This window comes from Priestia megaterium (assembly GCF_046599315.1).
Lineage (GTDB): Bacteria > Bacillota > Bacilli > Bacillales > Bacillaceae_H > Priestia > Priestia megaterium_F.
Map to the genome: position 1 here is coordinate 86,861 of NZ_JBKIKC010000008.1, position 15,961 is coordinate 102,821.

Sequence of the window (15,961 nt, forward strand, 5' to 3'; positions counted from 1 at the left end):
CTCTGCTCGTCTACTATATATATTAGACAGCTTCTTGATTTTCCTTTACTAACGTAAAAAAGCCCTTGACTAAAGGGCCTTTCTTTTACGGTCTTAACAAGATCTTCCCTGTGCTTTTTCGGCTTTCAAGCAGCTCATGTGCTTTCGCTCCGTCTTTTAAGTCAAACACTACGGGATTGATTAGCACAAGCTGACCTTTGCTGATCCACTCAAACAGCTGCTGTGAGCGTACCTTACGTTCTTCATAAGATACAAGCACGTTCCACAAATCTCCGCCTGTGAGCGTTTTAGAGGTATCCATCAGCATACGCGGGTCCACTGGGGCCGGATCGCCTCCTGCCATCCCGTAAAACACCACTGTTCCGCCTGTTTTTACAGCTTCAAAGCTTTTTTCTAGTGTAACACCTACAGATTCGTACGCCACATCTGCGCCTTGCCTCGTTACTTCTTTTACTTGTTCTACCCAATTATCTTCATATAAAAAGACATAGTCAGCTCCTGCTTGAGCCGCTGCTTTTGCTTTTTCAGACGATGACGTTAAACCAATGACTTGTCCCCCTAAAAGCTTGGCAATTTGAACTAAAAGCTGTCCTACACCTCCGGCTGCTGCGTGAACAAGTACATAATCGCCGGGCTGAATGCTGTAGCTGTCTTGTGTTAAATAGTGAGCGGTTAACCCTTGCAAAAGTACAGAAGCCGCTGCATCAAACGAAATATTGTCGGGTACAGCAATTATTTTATCCTGCGGCACGGCAACAAGCTCTGCATTTGCAAAAGGGACGTCAGCAAATGCAATACGGTCTCCTACGTTAACGTGGCTTACTTCTGCTCCTACTTCTTCTACTACACCTGCTCCTTCATATCCTAAAATATACGGAGGTGTACCTGTTAAGTGATAGTTCCCTTTTCTTCGATATACATCAGCAAAATTAAGTCCAATTGCTTTTGTTCTTACTAATACGTCTGTTGGTCCAATAGAGGGATTGGGTATATCTTGATAATGAAGAACGTCAGGTCCTCCAAACCTTTCAAATACTAATGCTTTCATATGTAAATTACCTCGTTTTCTTTATGTATTCCCTTTGATCGTAATTCAATGAGATGGCAAACACAAGTTTCTTACTCAGCAAAAAAACGCCTTGTCTCTTATATGAGACAAAGCGTTTTTTTAATTTGGTTGCGCTACGATTTCTCGCATCGTTCCATTTTTTTGATAAGACGTATGAAAAGAAAAGGCTTTTTCAAGAACGTGCGGTGTTTGTCCGCCTCGCGTAAGCGCTTCTTCATAATACGCCATAAGCTGATCGCGGTACATTGGATGGCTACAATTTTCAATGATGCGTTTTGCTCGTTCTCTTGGAGCTAGTCCCCTTAAGTCCGCATATCCTTGCTCTGTTACAATCACATCCACATCATGTTCCGTATGATCAACATGTGAAACAAAAGGCACCACGCTTGAAATATCACCGTTTTTAGCAATGGATTTTGTTACAAAAATACCGAGACGCGCGTTTCGGGCAAAATCCCCTGATCCTCCGATTCCGTTCATCATTTTTGTTCCCATTACATGCGTTGAATTAACGTTTCCGTAAATGTCTAGTTCTAGCGCGGTATTAATGGAAATCAGCCCTAAGCGACGAATAATCTCGGGATGGTTTGAAATTTCCTGCGGACGAAGAATGAGTTTATCTCGATATGTTTTAAAATTCGAAAAAACTTGTTCCATTTTATCCGCTGAAAGCGTAATCGAGCAGCAAGAGGCAAACGTGACTTTTCCTGCGTCAAATAAATCAAACACAGCGTCTTGCAATACTTCTGAATATACTTCTAAATCATGAAACTCTGAATCTAACAAACCGTGGAAAACGGCATTCGCCACAGACCCAATTCCAGATTGTAAAGGAGCAAGCGATTCAGTTAATCGCCCTTCTTTAATTTCTTCACGTAAAAATGAAATCAAATTTTGAGCCATCACAACCGTTTCTTCGTCAGGTGCTACAATCGTAGACGGTGAATCTAGCTGATTTGTAAATACAATACCCTTTACTTTATCTAAATCAATTGGTATGCCTAACGAACCAATCCGGTCATCAGATTTTTTCAAAGGAATTGCATCTCGCTGTCCTTGAACGCCCGGATCATACAGGTCGTGAATACCTTCTAACAGCTCTGGCTGCGCTGTGTTAATTTCAATAATAATAGATTTTGCATGCTCGGCAAACACCATCGAATTGCCAATTGACGTTGTTGGAATCATCATTCCGTCATCCGTGATAGAAACCGCTTCCAAAATAGCGAAATCTATTGAATCTAGCACCCCTGAACGCACCCATTCAGAAGTATGCGATAAATGCTGGTCAATAAACTGAAATTCACCTTCATTAATTTTTTTACGCATGGTCGGATCAGCTTGAAACGGCAGGCGTTTGTTTAACATGCCTTTTTCCGCAAATAGCTTATCCACATCTGATCCAAGTGAGGCGCCAGTATATACACTGACTTTTATTGATTCAGTTTCCGCTCGTTTGGCTAGCGCAAACGGTACAGCCTTGACATCCCCTGCACGCGTAAAGCCGCTTAGACCAAGCGTCATTCCATCTTGAATCCAAGATGCTGCTTCTTCCGCAGAGACAACACGATTTTGTAATGCTTTATGCTTAATTCGATTGCAAGCGTTTTTCATCCTGTTCACTCCTTGTTTTTTCTCTTTTTACCATTTTACTGTAAAGCAAGCGTCCACAAGAGTTTTTGGAATGAAATGGACAAAAATAGCGATAAAACAGCATATTTGATGATAATTAAGCAAAAAGACGATTAAAAGCCAAGCAGCTTTCGAAAATAGCTGGCGTACGACTGACTGACCGGAATTTTTTCTCCATTGTTCATTACCAATAAGAAAGTTGAATGTGTATCAGGATAAATTTCTTGGATTTGCGTCACATTGACGATAAAAGAACGATGACAGCGCACAAACTCTTCTTTTGGAAGTACATAATCAAATTCATTTAACGTGTATTTATGAGTGCCAGTATACTTCTGTGCGTACACATATGTTTTTCGGTCATGCGCTTCCACGTAAATGATTTTCGAGAAAGAAACCGGTACCCACCCCTCGTTTACCTTTAACGTCACAACTGACTTTCCGCTCGTTAGCGCAGGAAAAATTGCCGTCACGCAGCCTTGAACCTCTCCTTCATCTAAGAAAGGAACGGCCATACCGTAGTAAGGCGTGCCAAATACGTCTCGATGAATAAATTCCGATACTTTTTGCTTTCGTTCTAATGCTTTATATGTAATGGTTCCTTTTTTAATTTGATCTCCAGGGCTAATTTTTAAATTAATTCGTTTACTTGCCTTGTAATACACGTACATTTCTAGATCTGAAACGGCAATCGACGCTTCATCGGAGAACAATTCACTGATGACGTCTAATAACGCTGATGCTTTAAATGGTTTCATGCTTTCACCTTCTTTTCTCTAGTCGAACACGTTGCTTCTTTATTGTAGCGTAAAAGCATACGCTATTGGGAAAGAAGCATGGAATTTACCCTTTCAACTGCATAAAATTTCTATTTTTTCACAAGATAAAACAAGGAAATGAAGGAAGGGTGAAATGTATGGGCTATGCTGAATCGACGTTTCGAATCGCCTGTTCATTTTTTGTGCTGCTTCTTTTAACGCGGCTCATGGGAAAAACAGAAATCAGCCAGTTAAATGTGTTTACATTTATTACGGCAATTACGATTGGTAATATTGCTTCTTCCCTTTCCACTGATAAGCGAGTGGAGATTGATAAAGGGATTTATTCACTGCTAGGATGGACATTTTTAACAATCGCTATGGGCTATATTGGAATGAAATCCAAAAAAGCACGGCATCTTATTACCGGTGAGCCTAAAATTGTGATTAAGCAAGGAAAAGTGATGGAGAAGGCGTTAAAACAAGTACGGCTAGACATTGAATCTCTTTTGGGCATGCTGAGGCAGCAAAACGTATTTTCCATAAAAGATGTAGAATACGCCATATTAGAAATCAACGGAAACCTTTCCGTCATGCAAAAACAAGATAAAAAGCCAAACTCATGGTCAAAAACGCTTTTATTTCCCACTTCAACCGGCGTTATTTACGATGGGAAAGCGAATGAAGATGCTTTGAAGGACCTGCACGTAGATCATAACTGGCTGCATAAACAGTTAGAAAAAGCAGGAGTCAAATCAATTGATGAAGTCTTTTACGCTGAAGTTCAGTCGGACGGATCGCTTTATATTGACTATAAAAAGGACAAATTTAAGCCGCAAAAAAAATCCGTACCATAAGGCACGGATTTTTTATTAGCTTGCTTTTTTCACACGGTTTGTAATGGTATCTTCTTTTGGTGATGTTTTGCGAATAAAGAAGGCTAAAACAAACGCGATCACACTTAAAATGGTTGCAATCATAAACGCATCGTTAATGCCCATTGCTGTACCTTGATTCACGGCTTCAGCCATACTGCCTTTATCTGTCGGCAAAATTTGCTGATTTTTTACGATGTATTTCACGTGTTTTTCACCTTGATTCATCATAATGGAAACAAAGAACGCCATTCCTACAGCTCCGGCAACCATTCGAAGCGTATTAACCATCGCCGTACCGTATTTATTTAAGCTAAGTGCAAGCTCATTTAATCCTGCTGTAAAGATCGGCATCATGAGCAGTGACATACCAAACATACGAACAGTATAGACAATCATTACGTACATAAATGTCGTCGTGGTTTCAAGTTTTGTTAATTCATATGTTGTTACAACGGTAATAGCTAAACCAATAACAGCAAGCCATCTTGCGCCAAACTTATCAAACAGCCGTCCTGTTATCGGAGACATAATCCCCATTACAATTCCCCCTGGCAATAACAGCAAGCCTGAAAGAAACGGAGAGAATCCGCGTACGTTTTGCATATAAATTGGCATTAAAATCATACCTGAAAACATTGCCATCGTCACAATAACGTTAATGATTGTTGTTAAAGTGAACATGCGGTAACGGAAAATACGGAATTCAAGAAGCGGCTGGTCAATTTTTAACTGACGGAAAATAAAGAACACAATTGAAATACCGCCTACAATGAACATGGCTAATACTTCAGTGCTGGTCCAGCCCTTTGTACCGCCCGTAGCGAACGCATACAATAAGCCGCCAAACCCAATTGTTGATAAAATAACGCCAAGCACGTCCAACTTCGGTCGGCTTGTTTCTGTAACGTTTTTCACTAAGATAATCGCCGCAATCACGTTGATAAGTGCAATCGGAAACATCATAAAAAATAAAACGCGCCATGAGTAGTGCTCAACTATTAAGCCAGAAAGCGTCGGACCTACTGCCGGTGCGAAGTTCATTGCTACACCGAAAATCCCCATCGCAAAACCCCGACGGTCAGGCGGGAACAATGTAAAAATAACGTTTGTAATTAAAGGAAATAAAATTCCTGCTCCTGCTGCTTGCACGACGCGCCCCACTAAAATAACGGAAAATGTTGGTGCGATACCGCAAAGCAGTGTTCCTACTGTAAATAGACCCATTGCTGTAATATACAGCTGCCTTGTAGTAAATCGATTCATTAAGAATGCTGTAATTGGAATAACAATTCCGTTTACTAACATAAAGATGGTTGTTAACCAGTTGCCCGTAGCGGCCGTCACATGAAAGTGATCCATCATTTGCGGAAGCGCAATGTTAATCAGCGTTTGATTTAAAAAAGCAACGAGTGCTCCCATTATCATTACGCTAAAAATAGACCGAATTCGGACTTGATCGGACTGCTGTGTTTGTGTATTCATTTTAACAAGACCTTTCCCTTTTTAAATTATCTGTATGTAAATCTTCAGATGTCAAACAGGTTGAGAATATATTTTATGCGTTCATTCTATTAATTTATGTCACGAATATTTAATGAACTTAATTATATACCGGATAAATATATCTGTTTCCGAAATATTTGTCAACAAATATGATCATATTCGTAAAACTTTTCCATCAGTATATATACAGTAGTATGTCCTTTAATGAAGAAAAAAATGAGAGCCTTTCAACGAAGGCTCTCATTTCCTTAAAGAATACTTATTTTAAGATTTGAACTTTTACTGTTTTTCTTCCCCATTTTAACGCTTCTTTTTGAGAAGGAAGAAGAACGTCAATTTTATTTCCTTTAATTGCGCCGCCTGTATCAGCTGCGATTGCCGTGCCGTAACCTTCTACGTACACTTTTGAGCCAAGCTTAATTACTTTTGGATCTACAGAAATAACTTTTTGATTTGGATTCTTTTTCAAGTCGATTCCAATCGCTGTTTTTCCGCTGCATCCTTTGCAGTTCGCTGTGTAAGCCGTTGCTGTTACTTTAAATTCTTTCACAACGTTTGAAGACTTCGCAGGTGCTGCTTTAGCAGGCGTGCTTGATTTTACTTGAGATACTTGTAATACTTGTTTCGGATGAATACTATCTGATTTTAAGTTATTCCACTGTTTCAGCTGACTAACCGATACTTTATATGTCTTTGCAATTTTGTATAGCGAATCTCCGCTTTTTACTGTATATGTATTTGTTGCAGCTGATGCACCACTTGCCACTCCGAACAGTGACATTAGAACTAAACTGAACGTAATCATTGTTTTTTTCATGTGATTGATTTCCCCTTTATCTACCAATACATAAAAAATAACACATGAATATTACAGTTATATTTCAGTAACATGTCAATAGTTTGATAGTTTAGTTACAGTAAAAATAAATATTCTTCCTTTTAAACTAGTAAATTAATCACCTTCACACTTCAAGAACATACATATTTAGGTATATAATAGGGCTTTTACACACATTTTTACTAGATCATTTCATTTGTAACATTCCGCTGGTTCTAGAGCTTATATTTTTTCTTATTATTGATTATTTAGAACATGTTTTATTTAAATAATAAATTCTCCGTTAAAAATAAAGATATTGAGACATAACTACATCAATCCCATCTAAGGATGAACAAATTGGATAAAGGGCCTAGTATAGATCACTTGTTACACCGCGGTTGATTTCCATGCAAGATTTCGCTTTCCGTGGGAGTCTTTGTCTTGTCCTCCAATCAACCTCTAGAAGCACCTACATCTAGGAAATCTGCGTTCATCATACAAATAAAAAAATCCGAACGAAGTTGATTCTCAATCAAGAATCCAGCTCGTTCGAATCTTCCTTCAACTAAAATACTGTTGTCCCAGCCTCTTTTATCTTTAAATTATGATGGTTACACCACTTGTCAATATGGCTGCCATTGAAGCATTCTAGCTGCCTCGAATCTTTTTTCTACATTCGGCCAGTAAACTATTCTCCACCAATTATCAACATACGGATCACGTTCATTTTTATACTGTAAATAATACGCGTGCTCCCATACGTCTAATACAAGCAGCGGAATCGTATCCCACTGTGTGAGAAGCTGATGGCGCTCAGCTTGCAGAACTTCAAGCTTGCGCGAACGCGGCGACCATACTAAGATAGCCCAGCCAACACCTTCTACTTTTTTTGCCGCTTGCGAAAAGTGCATCATGAACTTTTCATAGCTGCCAAAGTCTTTTTGAAGCTGCTGCAACAGCTGACGCCTCGGCTTTCCTCCTCCTTCCGGACTCATAATTTCCCAAAAGATTGTATGAAGATAATGACCGGAGCCATGAAAAGCAGCTTCCCGTTCCCAATGTTTTATGAGGTCAAAATTATTTGTATTACGGGCTTGCTGCAGCATGAGCTCTGCTTTGTTTAATCCATCTACATAGCTTTGATGATGCTTGCTGTGATGAAGACGCATAATTTCCCGGTTAATATACGGCTCAAGAGCTGAGTAGCTATAGCCAAGCGGTGGCAGCTCGTGCTGACCCGGCGCTATCGATTCCCGCTCCCTGCCGTCATCTCCAAGCCGTTCTTTTAAAACCTTATCAATATGCCGCACCGCATTATTGATTTCTTCTAACGTATATTCGTTAACATCTTCTTCACTTAAATATTCAAGAACATCTTCTTGCGTCCGCGTTATATATGACGTTATATCTACTTCTGTAATGGCTTCTTCAAATACAGGGTCACATACTTGTTCTAGCCAGGTCTGAACTTCCATCAAGTATCTTTTTCTCTCATCTTGATCGGCCATACTTCCCCTCCTTACACCTCATCTTCACTATCATATTCAAAAGGAAAAGCAACATAACTTCATACTTGTATCTATTGAGTTAGAAAATTCGACAGAAAAAGGCAAGAGCTTCTCACAGCGTGAACTCTTGCCTTTTTTCTTATATATTCTTTGCCATATTCACATAATCAATCGTTTCTTGCTTACTAACAGCCGCGTGTTTCAGCTTTGGATTATAATAGAGCTCCACTTTTACATTATTTATTTCACAGTCGTCAGGCATATCCTGCAAATCTTTTAAAAACGGAAGCAAGTGATTGTTCATATCATACTCGAACGCCCCGTTTTGCAAATAATACACCTTTGGTACATAGTTAATATGGCGAAAAAACTTCACTACGTTGATTCGCTCACCGTATGAGGCTATAACTTCATCTTCTGTCAGATTGGGATAAGATAAATTAAACACTTGCCGAACCGGCGTTTTCAGCCACTTGGTCAAGCAAGTCTGCGGATTGTTTACAAGCGCTTTTGCTCCTTTTACGTATCCTGCCAAAAACAGCGACATAAAACCGCCTCCTGAAGATCCGTAAAACAACACATTAGACGAATTCACCTGCAATTTTTTCATGAATTTTTCAATTAAAACGGCAATGTCTTTTAAATAAAAACGACCGCTTGTCCCTTGTCCCCACGCAAGCGATACTTTTCCTAAGTAAAGCGTAGGATCGTTATAGTAAATAATCGAATCTTCAAATTCATTCATCCACGAATGCCGCTGAAAATACGGAGGTCCTGCCGGCATTTCTTGACTCGCTCCTCCTCCTGAACCAAACACAAGCAAATGAGACGACTCTTTTTTCAGCCTCACTAAAAACTCAAACAGCACTCCATTCCACTCGACCGCGAGTAAAACAGGCTTATTAAACGGCAGCTGAAGTTCGTTCAGCTTTTCGTACGTGCTATTTATTTTTTCATATTGATCAAGCAACAGCTCTTCAACTCACTTTCCTTAAAATGATCTGTCATATTGCCTGACATTGATCATGGTTCTGTAAAAAAAGAACCTGTTACAGTGTATGAAAACCAGTGGGCAAATGATTGTACACTTCATCCAAAAGAGGCGGTTACCTACATCTTCCTGGGCTTCTGTCACGAAATAAAACTCTGCACATACGATACAGCATCATAAAAAATTCAAAAATAGGAGCTGAAGAGCCTTGTCAACGTCCTATATGGATTATAATAATCCAAATGTACAGTACTTTTCTGATGTGAATAAAAACAGACTTAATACGCGAAACGATCAAAATTACATTAACCGATTAGGCCGGGATGTGCTGAACACACTAGGAAATGTTTCGTTACTTGATATTTACTTAAGCAAAAGCCGCGTGGTCGAACCGCACTATCACCAAAATGCCGCTGAGCTTGTCTACTGTATTTCAGGGTCAGCTGTCGTTTCATTAATCAACCCGTTTAACAATGAAGTGACAAATATTCCAATTGCCCCGGGTCAAGTAGCCAATATCCCTCAAGGCTGGTGGCATTGGGAAATTGCGTCTGAAGACAATACGCATTTACTTGCCATTTTTGACGCTCCTTATCCGGAATACATTTTTGGATCAGATATTTTAAATAAGACGCCTATTGAAGTACTTGCTCATACGTACTGCTTAGATCCGGAGCAACTAAAGAAAACGCTGGCTCCGTTAAAGAATCAAACTATCGTGATTGGACCAACGGACGAATGCGTGGAAAAAGGACCTTACAAAAAGAAAAAACAAGCAGGCCCCGTTAACCACCAGACACCTCATTATACGTATCCTCCGCCTCAGGATTCTTATTACTACCCTCAAAATCCCTATCACTATCGATATTGGTAGAGACAAAAAACCCCGCTGTCAATGCAACGGGGTTTCTTAACGAATACATAACGTTATTGTTCTTCTATATACGTGCTATGAAAGGCCGCTTCAATATATGCAACTTGGAAATGATAATGTCCAATTAAATATTTCACAATGTCCACCTGGTCGATTTTGCCGGGCTTATCGACCATCGCTTCTTTTACCATTTCTTCAAATGTATCTTGATCAAACTGTTCTTCATGGACAACAATTGTCTCAGAGTATGTTTCGTCTTGTCCTTCTGAAATGCGGTAGTAATACAATTTTTTCACCTCGATTTGTCTTAAGTGTATGTATACCCTTAACTAATAATTTTAAAACATTTTTTCAGCGTTCTTTTTCCGCTGTACGATATGCTGCGGCTTTTGCTTTGACAAGCAGCCTTGTAACCCAGTACGCCACTAGCGTTATTCCTATATCAATAAGAAAAATATAAAACAAACTCATTCCTTTTCTTGAATCAATAAATTTAAAATGATGTTCAAAAGGCGCCAGTCCAAACGAAAAAACAGCGCTCAAAAGAATTGTATACAGATAAAAACTTTTTTGATGATTTGTACAATATTGATAAAGCAGCAGAAATCCTACCGGCAAAATAGAAGCCGTAATATTTGTTGCGTTCGGAAGCAGAGGCGTTAAGAAAAACGTATGCGTTAAATAACCGCTTCGTCCAAGTGCAATATCAATATATGCCCAAAGCATATGCACTGTGTAACCGAAGAAAAACGCCTCAAAAATCCGCGTCCGGTCTACGGTAAAATACAACAACACAAGAGGAAGAACGAGCGAAGCAAGCACCACCCAAAACTGCCAGTTTCCAAAATCTGAATACTGATGCCAATACGCCGATAATAACTCCTGCAGCTTATCGCTTTGTTCATGTATGTTTCCCCAGTATTGTTTATAGCTCACTGAAGTACCCTCCTATATAGAATCTCTGCTTATGTATGTACTAATAAGCTCCATTTTATACAGAGAAACATGGAAAATGGCCATTCATTGCTTGCGATTACCTAAATAGGTTACCGGGAGTTCACGTTCAATGACTTTACTTGCTTTTCGATCAACAGCATACGCTTTTGCTGTTGGTCTTGAGCTAACTGATGAGGACAGCTCTTCATCTTTAAAATGCAGTGCGATTCCGTCATCTACAGCATAACCTGCTTTTATCTCTCCGCTTTTAATCAATTCATTGTACGAAGGTCTTCGATTGCTTTCTCCGTCGTAGTGAGGACAGTTACTCCCCGTTAAAAAGCCTAAACCGTCTATTTTAGACAGTTTATTATTCATTGAATCGGTGACTCCTTCTTCGAACTAGCAAATGAAACCTGCGCTTATTCCTGCCAAGATCATTCCTTTTTCATAAGCTGCTTTTAAAATCGTATCAAGTTCCCACTCTTTCCATAAAAGAAGCATATTCTTCTTATTACCGCCGACTACATACAAAATATCGTGCTGCAGCACATATGCTTTTAAATCCATAAAGTTTGGTGAAAACAGCGACAAATGGGAAGGTTCACATGTTAATTTATTAAACGCTTCATAAAACTTTTCTATATAATTATCCGCATCTTCGCTTACTGTAGAGATAAAACAGATTTTCGGAACATCTGTATGGGCTTGTGAAAGTATGTATTGATCCAGCAGCAAGTTATCCGGTTCCATCAAAAAGCCTCCGCCGCCCATGGCTATAATTCGTCTCATCCTAATCCGTCCTTTCAAAAAAGTAATAGATAAAATGTAAATTCATACTATTTCCGATAGATATTTTTCCGTATAATGGAAGAATGATAAAAAGGTGGTTTAAAGCTTTTGAAAATAGCACGAACCCTTATGCTAATACTAGGCATTTTTATTATCTTATTTTGTATCTTCGGCTATATCGATTATAACGGTCAAAAAATGAAGCTAGGAGCCAAACAAGAAAAAAACATTCCTTCTTTCCTTAACGCGGACGGAGGAACCATTACACTATCTGCTGTAAGTGAAAAATACGATAAAACGCAGTTTGGCTTTTTTGTTATTCAAAATAATTCGACGCATACCTTAACAATTCCTTACGAAAATACGGCGGACCATTTAAAAGACGGAAAGTGGTACAAAGTTGTGCTAAACGGACTAGAGTTTCCTGATAAAACTGTCACGGTAAAGCCAGGGAAATCATTCAAACAAGATATCGCAACTCCTAACTACAAGGTAGGAAAATACCGTTTTGTTCAGCACTTTAAAGACGAAAACGGCAAAAAGTATGTATTAGCGGCTCCATTTGAAATTGTCTGGCCGAGTCTTAAAAATGTTCTCGGTCAGTTTGATTAAAGGTAAAAAAAGAGAGTAAGAAATAACGAAAGCGATCTCACCTAAAGACGAACAAATCGGATGAATGATTAGTATGAATTGCTTGTTACCCGCTGTTGATTTCCGTGCAAGACTTCGCTTTCCGCGGGCGGCCGGTGAGCCTCCTCGTCGCTTACGCTCCTGTGGGGCCTCACCCATTCCGCTTTTCCCGCAAGAGTCTTCGTCTTGCCCTCCAATCAACAGCTAGAGGCAACTACATGAAACTACGTTCACTCACCATAACAACAGAAAAAACGAACGATTAATGGATAAACCGTTCGTATATTACTTCAACTAAAACACTTTTGTCCTAGCCTCTCTTTATCAGTTCTGATTTAAAATGCGAAGCGTAACTTGCTTTGTTCCGACTTTCACCGTTTCTCCGCTTTCGATATCGTCTGTCACACGAAGACTGTGCAACAAAAGATTTTCTTGAAGCAGCGTTTCAAACTTCGCGACGGCTTCCTTCACTTCTTCGTCTCCGCTAAGCTCTAAATCAATACGTAAATTCACGGGTAAATCAAGCTTTTTACGATAATCTTGAACCGCTCGAATTACTTCACGAGCTATTCCTTCCTGCACAAGTTCTTCGGTTAATGCCGTATCCAAGACGGCGGTATACGTGCCGCTCGATGCAACCGCAAAACCTTCTTTTGGCACTTTTTCAACGAGCACGTCAGCTGTTTCAAGTGTTAGGTTTTCTCCTGAAGCAAGCGTAACATTTACCTTGCCTTGCTCAACAAACTCTTTTCCTTTATCTTCTGAAAGGTTTTTTAACGCTTGATTTACCTCATTTACTTGTTTTCCAAACTTTGGTCCAGCCTGTTTAAAATCAAGTTTTAATACATAGGAAACAAGTTTGTCATCATCTTGCTCCACGTTAAAGTTCTTTACATTAAGCTCATCTTTGATTACATCACGGTACGCATCCCACTCCATATCTTCATCTGTCACAACAAGTGAAAGACTTTGCAGAGGCTGCTTTACTTTTAACGAATGCGTATTTCGAATGCTTCGGCTTAGTTCCACTACTTGAAGCACCGCTGCCATTTCTTTTTCCAGCTTTTCGTTCACTTTGCTGGAATCATACAAAGGATAGTCTGCTAAATGAACGCTTTTCCCTGTCAGATTTTCATGAACATCATCCGCAATAAAAGGCGTAAACGGTGCTAACAGCCCACTGAGCGTGACTAATACTTCGTGAAGCGTATCATAAGCCGCTGCTTTTTTTCCGTCCATTCCTTCTGACCAAAAACGGTCGCGGGAACGGCGTACATACCAGTTGCTTAGCTCTTCAATGAATAACGCGATTTCACGCGCCGCACTTGTAAATCCGTAATCTTCAAGATGTACTGTTACTCGCTTGACCGTGCTGTGCAAACGTGAAAGAATCCATTGGTCCAATTTTGTTTTTTTCAATTTATACGTTTGCTTCGGGTCGTAGCCATCAAGCTTAGCGTATAACACGTAAAAACCGTAGACATTCACGAGCGTATCAATGACTTTTGACTTCGCTTCTTGCACGACGCGCTCTGAAAATTTCTTCGGGTTCCAAGGTGCACTGTCTGCTAAAAGCGCCCACCTAAGCGCATCGGCACCAAATGTATGAATAAGATCCACAGGGTCCAGCGCATTCCCTTTACTTTTAGACATCTTTTGACCGTTTTCATCTAACACGTGGCCAAGAGAGAGTACGCGCTTATAAGGTGCTTTTCCCGTAAACAGCGTTGAAACAGCCATCAAGCTGTAAAACCAACCTCGCGTTTGATCAATTCCTTCTGCGATTACGTCTGCTGGAAACTGCTTTTGAAACAGTTCGTTGTTTTCAAACGGATAGTGATACTGCGCAAATGGCATCGAACCGCTGTCAAACCAAACGTCAATTACTTCCGGCGTGCGCTTCATCTCTCCGCTGCAGACCGGACACATCAGCTGCACGTCATCTACATAAGGCTTATGCAGTTCAATGCTGTCATCAACGGAATGAGCCGCATACTTTTGCAGCTCTTTGATGCTTTTTGGCGCTACTTGATGCTGACATTCTCCGCATTCCCATACGTTCAGCGGCGTTCCCCAGTAGCGTTTTCTGCTGATGTTCCAGTCCACCATATTTTCTAAAAAGTTGCCAAAGCGGCCGTGCTTGATATGATCCGGGTACCACGTCACGCTTTCATTGTTTTTCAAAAACTGTTCCTTTAAAGTCGTCGTTTGGATAAACCAGCTTTCATTTGCGTAATAAAGAAGCGGCGAGTCGCATCTCCAGCAAAACGGATAGCTGTGCTCATGCTTTTCTTTATGATACAGCACGTCTTGATTCGCTAAGTAGCGCACGATATCAACATCGCAGTCTTTTACAAAACGTCCATGAAACGGCGGCACTTCAGACGTGTACTGTCCTTTTTCATCCACCACGTTCACAAATGAAAAGCCGTTTTCTTTTACAACTCTGTAATCATCTTCGCCGTAAGCAGGTGCTAAATGAACGACACCCGTTCCGCTTTGGTCCGTTACATAATCAGCCGTTACCACTTCATGCCCTTTTTCAACTTTCACAAAATCAAACGGCGGCTCATACGACATCCCTTTTAACTCATTTCCTTTATGTTGAGATAAAACAGTATACTCTCCTTTTAACACTTTGTCTGCGAGCGCTTCTGCGACAATATATACGCTGTCTCCTTGCTCGGCGCGGACATAATCCATCTCTTTATGCACCGCAAGCGCCACGTTTGACGGCAGCGTCCAAGGTGTTGTCGTCCAGCCTAAAAAGTACTCATTATCGCGGTTTTTCACTTTAAATTTCACCGTTACCGTTAAATCTTTTACATCTTTATACCCTTGCGCCACTTCATGCGAACTTAATGACGTTTGACAGCTCGGGCAGTAAGGTGATACGCGGTGGCCTTTATAAAGAAGTCCTTTATCATGAATCGTACCAAGCACGTTCCATACGCTTTCAATGTATGAATTCTCCAGGGTGATGTAAGGGTCTTCCATATCAACCCAATAGCCAAGCTGCTCTGTAAACGCACGCCACTGCTTTTCATACACAAATACACTTTCTTTACACTTGTTGATAAAAGCTTCTACGCCGTATTTTTCAATATCATGCTTCCCTGAAATTCCAAGCTGCTTCTCGACACCGAGTTCAACCGGCAGTCCGTGCGTATCCCAACCTGCTTTTCGAATCACTTGATGCCCCGTCATCGTCTTATAACGAGCGACAACGTCTTTAATAGTCCGGCCCAACGCGTGCCCGACGTGAGGAAGACCGTTTGCTGTCGGAGGCCCTTCATAAAATACAAACGAAGGCTGCCCTTCTCGGTTTTGAACCGACTGCTGAAACACATTTCCCTTTTGCCACTGCTGTTGGATACGCTGTTCGCGCTCCTGCGAAGACTCCCTTACATTCACTTCTTTCATGTGATACCACTCCTTTTAAAGTTAAAAGCACACAAAGAAACCCGTCCCTATAACTAGGGACGGGTTTCAACCGCGGTACCACCCTGGCTTCTATTGATCCGTTCATCAATAGCACTCAGCAACGTACAATCATACGCGTTCTTTTTA

General features: G+C 40.4%; 13 protein-coding genes, 1 pseudogene and 1 other annotated feature (1 of these 15 only partly in view). Of the genes and pseudogenes, 3 read left to right on the top strand and 11 right to left on the bottom strand.

The genetic code is table 11. The features are described from left to right. Positions 1 to 85 precede the first annotated feature (85 nt). From ACLHDF_RS20965 to ACLHDF_RS20975, 3 genes are all read right to left on the bottom strand, one after another. The gene (locus tag ACLHDF_RS20965; protein WP_413920567.1) at positions 86 to 1,048 is read right to left on the bottom strand and encodes a quinone oxidoreductase family protein; all 963 of its coding nucleotides are present in this window, start codon (positions 1,046 to 1,048) and stop codon (positions 86 to 88) included. A 120-nt stretch (positions 1,049 to 1,168) separates the two neighbouring features. Further along, positions 1,169 to 2,683 carry an acetyl-CoA hydrolase/transferase family protein gene (locus ACLHDF_RS20970; protein ID WP_413920568.1) on the bottom strand — a complete coding sequence of 505 codons (1,515 nt, stop codon included), beginning with the start codon at positions 2,681 to 2,683 and terminating at the stop codon, positions 1,169 to 1,171. Positions 2,684 to 2,814: 131 nt separating this feature from the next. Further along, the gene (locus tag ACLHDF_RS20975; RefSeq protein WP_413920569.1) at positions 2,815 to 3,459 is read right to left on the bottom strand and encodes a LytTR family DNA-binding domain-containing protein; all 645 of its coding nucleotides are present in this window, start codon (positions 3,457 to 3,459) and stop codon (positions 2,815 to 2,817) included. Positions 3,460 to 3,617: 158 nt separating this feature from the next. Between ACLHDF_RS20975 and ACLHDF_RS20980 the strand changes: the two genes are divergently transcribed. Further along, a complete protein-coding gene (locus tag ACLHDF_RS20980; RefSeq protein ID WP_413920570.1) occupies positions 3,618 to 4,316 on the top strand; it encodes a YetF domain-containing protein in 699 nt (232 codons plus the stop codon). A 15-nt stretch (positions 4,317 to 4,331) separates the two neighbouring features. Here ACLHDF_RS20980 and ACLHDF_RS20985 read toward each other — a convergent pair whose 3' ends face one another. The 4 genes from ACLHDF_RS20985 to ACLHDF_RS21000 form a co-directional block, all read right to left on the bottom strand. Then, the gene (locus ACLHDF_RS20985; RefSeq protein ID WP_413920571.1) at positions 4,332 to 5,819 is read right to left on the bottom strand and encodes a DHA2 family efflux MFS transporter permease subunit; all 1,488 of its coding nucleotides are present in this window, start codon (positions 5,817 to 5,819) and stop codon (positions 4,332 to 4,334) included. A gap of 280 nt (positions 5,820 to 6,099) precedes the next feature. Continuing rightward, positions 6,100 to 6,657, bottom strand: coding sequence for a 3D domain-containing protein (locus ACLHDF_RS20990; protein WP_413920572.1), 558 nt, complete (start codon positions 6,655 to 6,657; stop codon positions 6,100 to 6,102). 626 nt (positions 6,658 to 7,283) lie between these two features. Then, a complete protein-coding gene (locus tag ACLHDF_RS20995) occupies positions 7,284 to 8,168 on the bottom strand; it encodes a superoxide dismutase (protein WP_413920573.1) in 885 nt (294 codons plus the stop codon). Between the two features lie 139 nt (positions 8,169 to 8,307). Beyond that, on the bottom strand, positions 8,308 to 9,138 hold the full coding sequence (locus ACLHDF_RS21000) for a glycosyl transferase family 2 (RefSeq protein ID WP_413920574.1): 831 nt from the start codon (positions 9,136 to 9,138) through the stop codon (positions 8,308 to 8,310). 244 nt (positions 9,139 to 9,382) lie between these two features. On the opposite strand from ACLHDF_RS21000, the gene ACLHDF_RS21005 reads away from it, so the two are divergent. Beyond that, positions 9,383 to 10,033 (top strand): cupin domain-containing protein, encoded by a 651-nt coding sequence (locus tag ACLHDF_RS21005; RefSeq protein WP_413920675.1) that lies wholly within the window; start codon positions 9,383 to 9,385, stop codon positions 10,031 to 10,033. A gap of 53 nt (positions 10,034 to 10,086) precedes the next feature. On the opposite strand, the gene ACLHDF_RS21010 is transcribed toward ACLHDF_RS21005, so the two are convergent. The 3 genes and pseudogenes from ACLHDF_RS21010 to ACLHDF_RS21020 form a co-directional block, all read right to left on the bottom strand. Continuing rightward, entirely contained in the window at positions 10,087 to 10,329 is a 243-nt protein-coding gene (locus tag ACLHDF_RS21010) for a hypothetical protein (RefSeq protein WP_413920575.1), read from the bottom strand. A gap of 55 nt (positions 10,330 to 10,384) precedes the next feature. Continuing rightward, positions 10,385 to 10,969 carry a hypothetical protein gene (locus ACLHDF_RS21015; RefSeq protein ID WP_413920576.1) on the bottom strand — a complete coding sequence of 195 codons (585 nt, stop codon included), beginning with the start codon at positions 10,967 to 10,969 and terminating at the stop codon, positions 10,385 to 10,387. An 84-nt stretch (positions 10,970 to 11,053) separates the two neighbouring features. Then, positions 11,054 to 11,761, bottom strand: a pseudogene (locus ACLHDF_RS21020) (Type 1 glutamine amidotransferase-like domain-containing protein). A gap of 108 nt (positions 11,762 to 11,869) precedes the next feature. On the opposite strand from ACLHDF_RS21020, the gene ACLHDF_RS21025 reads away from it, so the two are divergent. Then, complete coding sequence (locus ACLHDF_RS21025; protein WP_413920577.1) at positions 11,870 to 12,373, top strand: immunoglobulin-like domain-containing protein; 504 nt, start codon at positions 11,870 to 11,872, stop codon at positions 12,371 to 12,373. A 342-nt stretch (positions 12,374 to 12,715) separates the two neighbouring features. Here the strand turns inward: ACLHDF_RS21025 and ileS are convergent, their stop codons facing one another. Then, complete coding sequence (gene ileS / locus ACLHDF_RS21030; protein WP_413920578.1) at positions 12,716 to 15,814, bottom strand: isoleucine--tRNA ligase; 3,099 nt, start codon at positions 15,812 to 15,814, stop codon at positions 12,716 to 12,718. A 52-nt stretch (positions 15,815 to 15,866) separates the two neighbouring features. Then, positions 15,867 to 15,961 (bottom strand) — a binding site (T-box leader); it runs 148 nt beyond the window's last position.

Coding starts and splice junctions, on each gene's coding strand:
- ACLHDF_RS20965 (WP_413920567.1), bottom strand. CDS start 1,048: ATGAAAGCATTAGTATTTGAAAGGTTTGGAGGACCTGACGTTCTTCAT.
- ACLHDF_RS20970 (WP_413920568.1), bottom strand. CDS start 2,683: ATGAAAAACGCTTGCAATCGAATTAAGCATAAAGCATTACAAAATCGT.
- ACLHDF_RS20975 (WP_413920569.1), bottom strand. CDS start 3,459: ATGAAACCATTTAAAGCATCAGCGTTATTAGACGTCATCAGTGAATTG.
- ACLHDF_RS20980 (WP_413920570.1), top strand. CDS start 3,618: ATGGGCTATGCTGAATCGACGTTTCGAATCGCCTGTTCATTTTTTGTG.
- ACLHDF_RS20985 (WP_413920571.1), bottom strand. CDS start 5,819: ATGAATACACAAACACAGCAGTCCGATCAAGTCCGAATTCGGTCTATT.
- ACLHDF_RS20990 (WP_413920572.1), bottom strand. CDS start 6,657: ATGAAAAAAACAATGATTACGTTCAGTTTAGTTCTAATGTCACTGTTC.
- ACLHDF_RS20995 (WP_413920573.1), bottom strand. CDS start 8,168: ATGGCCGATCAAGATGAGAGAAAAAGATACTTGATGGAAGTTCAGACC.
- ACLHDF_RS21005 (WP_413920675.1), top strand. CDS start 9,383: ATGGATTATAATAATCCAAATGTACAGTACTTTTCTGATGTGAATAAA.
- ileS (WP_413920578.1), bottom strand. CDS start 15,814: ATGAAAGAAGTGAATGTAAGGGAGTCTTCGCAGGAGCGCGAACAGCGT.